This window comes from Burkholderia sp. GW821-FHT14F03 (assembly GCF_058803765.1).
This window is the reverse complement of record NZ_JBXAPG010000057.1, coordinates 24,417-30,296: the sequence shown is the minus strand read 5'-3', so window position 1 is coordinate 30,296 and position 5,880 is coordinate 24,417. Positions and strand designations below refer to the sequence as shown.

Genomic DNA, 5,880 nt, shown 5'->3' with positions numbered 1-5,880 from the left:
CTCCGCCTCTCCGCCTCTCCGCCTCTCCGCCTCTCCGCCTCTCCGCCTCTCCGCCTCTCCGCCTCTCCGCCTCTCCGCCTCTCCGCCTCCCGCCTCTCCGTCCCGAATTTGTCTGCACTCCACCACGATTTGACAGTGTTTTAACCGAAATCGCGCGACTTCCACACATCGCGATTACGCATTTATTACAATCACCCCCTAGAAGCGTCCTCCACCGGGGCGCGTTTGCCGTCCACCCGCCCGTCCATGACCCTGAAGAAGAAGTCGAAAGCCTCCGAGCCGTACCTCGCCGTCGCGAAGAACCCGATGTTGTCGGCGAGCCTGCCGATGTGGCGCTCGAAGTTCGTCGTGATCCTCGTGTTTCTCGCCTTCGGCGCGCTGATCGCGCGCGCCTTCTGGGTCCAGATCGCCAATCAGGACTTCTATGCCGGCCAGGGCCAGAAACGCTACCAGCGCACCATCGAGCTCGATGCGATGCGCGGCCGCATCGTCGACCGCAACGGCGCGATGCTCGCCGTCAGCCTGTCCACCTACGAAATCTGGGCGAATCCGAAGCAGGTCGACGAAGCCGCGTACCCCGCGCTCGCGAAGCTGCTCGACATGCCGCTCCCCGAGCTCAAGCGCCGCCTGAACAACGAGCGCAGCTTCGTGCTGCTCAAGCGCCAGATCGATCCCGAAACCGCCGCCCGGATCGACAAGCTCGGTCTCGAAGGCCTCACCCAGGTCGCGGATTCCAAGCGCTTCTACCCGGAAGGCGAATCGGCCGCGCACGTGGTCGGCTTCACGAACGTCGAGGATCACGGCCAGGAAGGCGTCGAGCTGGCCACCAACGACCGCCTGTCCGGCACCGCCGGGCAGCGCGAGGTGATCCGCGACCGGCTCGGCCGGATCGTATCCGACACCCGCCCGCTCGTGCCCGCCCAACACGGCGCCACCATCGAGCTGACGATCGACCGGCGGATCCAGCAGCTCGCCTACGCGCAGCTGAAGTCGGCGATCCTCGCGAACAACGCGCAAGCGGGCAGCGTCGTCGTGCTCGACGCGCAGAACGGCGAGATCCTCGCGCTCGCGAACTACCCGACCTTCGATCCCAACGACCGCGCCCGCCTGACCGGCCAGCAGTTGCGCAACCGCGCGGTGATCGACACCTTCGAGCCCGGCTCGACGATCAAGCCGGTGGTCATCGCGCTGTCGATCGACGCAGGCAAGGTCAGCCCGCAGACCCTCATCAACACCGCGCCCGGCAGCTACAAGATCGGCCCCGCGGTCATCCACGACACCTCGAACCACGGCTCGCTCACGGTCGCGCAGGCGCTGCAGAAGTCGAGCAACGTCGCGCTCGCCAAGCTCGCGCTGAACCTGCCCGCCGAGACCATCTGGAACAAGTACCAGGAATACGGCATCGGCCGCGCGCCGGAACTGACCTTCCCGGGCGTCGCCTCGGGCCGCCTGCGTCCCTACAAGCGCTGGCGGCCGATCGAGCAGGCGACGATGGCGTACGGCTACGGGCTGTCGATGTCGCTGCTGCAGATCGCGCAGGTCTACACCGCGTACGCGGGCGACGGCACGATCCACCCGGTCTCGCTGCTCCGGAACAACACCGACGTCCACGCGCTCGAGGCGCAGCGCGGCCACCGCGTGACCTCGCCCGCCACCGCCGCCGCGATCCGCTCGATGCTGGAAATGGCGGCGGGCGAAGGCGGCACCGGGCGCGCCGCGCGCGTCGACGGCTACCGGATCGGCGGCAAGACCGGCACCGCGCGCAAGCAGGTCGGCGCCTCGTATGCGAAGGGCAAGTACCGCGCGCTGTTCGCCGGCATGGCGCCGATGAGCAACCCGCGCCTGATCGTCGCCGTCATGATCGACGAGCCGGCCGGCCGCAGCTACTATGGCGGCACGGTCGCGGGCCCGGTGTTCTCCGGCGTCACGAGCGGCGCGCTGCAGCTGCTCGGCGTGCCGCCCGACGCGCCGCCCGGCCCGACCAAGGCCGCCGCGGCCGCCAAGCCGGCCGCCAAGCCGAAAACCTGAGCCGCCCCGTCCATCCCATTCTTTAGGATCGCCGCGCAATATTTGAGCGGCGAGCCGCCTCCCTCCTACAATCTCCCGCACCACGGACGCCCCCGCGCGACGTCCGTGCGACCGCCCGCGCGGTCCTTCCAAGATCAGGCGCTCAGGAGAGAGACATCATGGGATTTCACTGGACCAAGCGGGTGCTGGCCGGCATCGCCGCCGGCGCATGCCTGTCGGCCCCCGTCGTCGCACGGGCGGACGCCGCCCCCGTCAAGATCGGCTTCATCGTGAAGCAGCCCGACGACCCCTGGTTCCAGGACGAATGGCGCTTCGCCGAGCAGGCCGCCAAGGACAAGCATTTCACGCTGGTCAAGATCGCCGCGCCGAGCGGCGAGAAAGTCTCCACCGCGCTCGACAGCCTCGCCGCGCAGAAAGCGCAGGGCGTGATCATCTGCGCGCCCGACGTGAAGCTCGGGCCGGGCATCGTCGCGAAGGCGAAGCGTTACGACATGAAGCTGATGTCGGTCGACGACCAGCTCGTCGACGGCAAGGGCGCGCCCCTCGCCAACGTGCCGCACATGGGCATCTCGGCGTACAAGATCGGCCAGCAGGTCGGTCAGGCGATCGCCGCCGAGACCCGGCGGCGCGGCTGGAATCCCGCCGAGGTCGGCATCATCCGGCTCGCCTACGACCAGCTGCCGACCGCGCGCGAGCGCACCACGGGCGCGGTCGACGCGTTGAAGGCCGCCGGCTTCCCGGCCGCGAACGTGATCGACGCCCCCGAAATGACGGCCGACACCGAAGGCGCGTTCAACGCGGCGAACATCGCGCTGACCAAGCACCAGAACTTCAAGCACTGGGTCGCGTTCGGCTCGAACGACGACACCACGGTCGGCGCGGTGCGCGCGGCCGAGGGCCGCGGGATCGGCGCGGACAGCATGGTCGCGGTCGGCATCAACGGCAGCCAGGTCGCGATGAACGAATTCGCCAAGCCGAAGCCGACGGGCTTCTACGGGTCGATCCTGCTGAATCCGCGCCAACACGGCTACGACACGTCGGTCAACATGTACGAGTGGATCACGAAGAACCAGGCGCCGCCGCCCGTCGTGCTGACCTCGGGCACGCTGATCACGCGCGACAACGAAAAACAGGCGCGCGCGTCGCTGGGCCTTTGAGCGCGCGAGGCAAGGAACCGACATGACGACTCCCCGCACCACCTTGATCACGGGCGCCGCCGGCGGCATCGGCCAGGCGCTGACCCGTTGCTTCGCCGCCGCCGGCGGCCGCGTGCTCGCGCTCGATCGCGACGCGGCCGCGCTGCGCGCGTTCCTCGACGCGCTCGGCCCCGGCGACGTCCATCCGATCATCGACGACCTCACGGATCCCGCCCGGCTGAAGGCGGCGCTCGCCGCGCATCCGGCGGTCGACGTGCTGGTCGCCAACGCGGGCACCGCCGCGTCGACGACCCTGCGCAACACCACGATCGCGTCGTGGCGCGCCGACCTCGACGCGAACCTGACCGCGACCTACGTGAGCGTGGAGGCGGTGCTGCCCGGCATGCTCGCGCTCGGTCGCGGCGCGATCACGGTGATCGGCTCGGTCAACGGCATGAACGCGCTCGGCCACCCGGCCTACAGCGCCGCGAAGGCCGGCCTCGTCAGCTACACGAAGTCGCTTGCGATCGAATACGGCCGCCGCGGCGTGCGCGCGAACATCGTGTGTCCGGGCACGGTCAGGACGCCCGCGTGGGAGGCGCGCGTGAAGCAGAACCCGCGCGTGTTCGACGAATTGAGGAAGTGGTATCCGCTCGATGATTTCGCGACGCCGGACGACGTCGCGCAGGCCGCGCTGTTCCTGTCTTCGCCGGCCGCCCGCGTGATCACGGGCGTCGCGCTGCCGGTGGACGGCGGGCTGCTCGCCGGCAACCGGGTGATGGCGCAGGAACTGACGCTGGAATCGTTCGACTGAGAGGCCGCGCGCGGCGGGCGCGCCGGCCCGCGCGTCGCGTCAATGCGCGGGCTTGGGCACGTGCGGCGTCATGCGCGACAGCACGTGGTCGGTCATGCCGCGCGCCAGCTCGGTCTCGCCGATGAAGACCGTGCCCATTCCTTCGTTGACGAGCAGCGACGCCTCGTCGTCGCTGTTGGTGCACAGCGCGATCTCGATGGTCGGATTGAGCGTGCGCGAGATCTCGACGATCTGCCGGACGTCGAACACGTCGGGCAGCGTGACCACCAACATCCCGGCGCGCGCGATGTGCGCCTGCACCAGCACGATCGGCTCGATCGCATCGCCCGACACGGCCGCGACGCCCTCCTCGCGCAGCTTCTCGACCCGCTCGCGGTTCTGCTCGACCACAACGTACGCGATGCCGCGCTCGTCGAGCGCCTGCCCGATCCGGGTGCCGACCCGCCCATAGCCGACGATCACGACCTGCCCGGTCAGATGCGTCTGCGGCGTCGACATCGGCAGCGCGGCGAGCGGATCGTCGCGCGACTCGAGGCGTCGCGCGAACGCCGAATGCCGGCGGATCCAGGCGGCCGCGGGCTCGATCATCGCGAACAGCAGCGGATTCAGGGCGATCGAGATCAGCGCGACCGCGAGAATCAGGTTCTGCCCTTCGGCCGACAGCAGGCCGAGGCCGCGCCCCAGGCTCGCGAGGATGAACGAGAACTCGCCGATCTGCGCGAGGCCCGCGCCGACCGTCAGCGCGGTGTTGAGCGGATAGCGGAACGCGAGCACGAGCGCGACGGCGGCCAGGGTCTTGCCGATCACGACGATCGCCGCGACCTCGATCACGTGCAGCGGCTCGTTGATGAGGATGCCCGGGTCGAACAGCATCCCGACCGAGATGAAGAACAGCACCGAGAAGGCGTCGCGCAGCGGCAGGGTTTCGTCGGCGGCGCGGCGGCTGAACTCGGATTCGCGCATCATCATGCCGGCGAAGAACGCGCCGAGCGCGAACGACACGTCGAACAGCTTCGCCGCGCCGAACGCGACGCCGACGGCCGCCGCGATCATGCACAGCGTGAACAGCTCGCGCGAGCCGGTGCGCGCGACCAGCCACAGGATGCGCGGGAACACCCGCTTGCCGACCACCAGCATCAGCGCGATGAATGCGCCGACCTTCAGCAGCGTGGTGCCGAGCGTGCCCCACAGGCTGCCGCCCGGGGCGCCGCCGTGCGCGGCGTCGGGCGTCGCGCCGCCGAGCAGGCCGGCGAGCGGCGGCAGCAGCACGAGCACGAGCACCATCACGAGATCCTCGACGACCAGCCAGCCGACCGCGATCCGCCCGTTCACCGATTCGACGAGCCCGCGACCCTCCAGCGCCCGCAGCAGCACCACCGTGCTCGCGACCGACAGCGACAGCCCGAACACCAGCGCGCCGCCGATATTCCAGCCCCACAGCAGCGCGAGCCCGCAGCCGAGCGCGGCCGCGACGCCGATCTGGAAGATCGCGCCCGGCAGGGCGATCTTGCGCACCGCGAGCAGGTCGCCCAGCGAGAAATGCAGCCCGACGCCGAACATCAGCAACATCACGCCGATTTCAGCCAGCTGCTGCGCGAGCGCGAGATCGCCGACGAAGCCGGGCGTGCCCGGCCCGATCACGATGCCCGCCAGCAGATAGCCGACGAGCGGCGGCATCTTCAAGAGCGAGGCAAGGTAACCGAAGATCATCGCGAGACCGAAACCGGTCGCGAGCAACGCAATCAGGCTGACGTCATGAGGCATCCGCGCTCCATTTTGAACGTAATATTTTAGTAAGCCGACAAGGATAAGGGATCAGCGCGGCAAATGGGCGCGCGAATCAAAATATCACGGGGCCGCGGCGGGCCGATGACGGCGTGCGGCGAACGATCCGACCCTGCT

General features: G+C 69.3%; 4 protein-coding genes. 3 read left to right on the top strand and 1 reads right to left on the bottom strand.

Annotated elements, in window-relative coordinates; genetic code table 11:
• The first annotated feature begins 246 nt into the window (after positions 1-246).
• The 3 genes from AC1RQF_RS28890 to AC1RQF_RS28880 all read left to right on the top strand — a co-directional run bounded on the left by AC1RQF_RS28890 (position 247) and on the right by AC1RQF_RS28880 (position 3,978).
• Positions 247-2,028 (top strand): peptidoglycan D,D-transpeptidase FtsI family protein, encoded by a 1,782-nt coding sequence (locus AC1RQF_RS28890; RefSeq protein ID WP_492873498.1) that lies wholly within the window; start codon positions 247-249, stop codon positions 2,026-2,028.
• A gap of 158 nt (positions 2,029-2,186) precedes the next feature.
• Positions 2,187-3,185, top strand: a complete 999-nt coding sequence (locus tag AC1RQF_RS28885; protein ID WP_273996146.1) for an arabinose ABC transporter substrate-binding protein — start codon at positions 2,187-2,189, stop codon at positions 3,183-3,185.
• A gap of 22 nt (positions 3,186-3,207) precedes the next feature.
• The gene (locus tag AC1RQF_RS28880; protein WP_273996147.1) at positions 3,208-3,978 is read left to right on the top strand and encodes an SDR family oxidoreductase; all 771 of its coding nucleotides are present in this window, start codon (positions 3,208-3,210) and stop codon (positions 3,976-3,978) included.
• 39 nt (positions 3,979-4,017) lie between these two features.
• Here AC1RQF_RS28880 and AC1RQF_RS28875 read toward each other — a convergent pair whose 3' ends face one another.
• Complete coding sequence (locus AC1RQF_RS28875; RefSeq protein WP_273996148.1) at positions 4,018-5,742, bottom strand: cation:proton antiporter domain-containing protein; 1,725 nt, start codon at positions 5,740-5,742, stop codon at positions 4,018-4,020.
• Between the last annotated feature and the right edge of the window lie 138 nt (positions 5,743-5,880).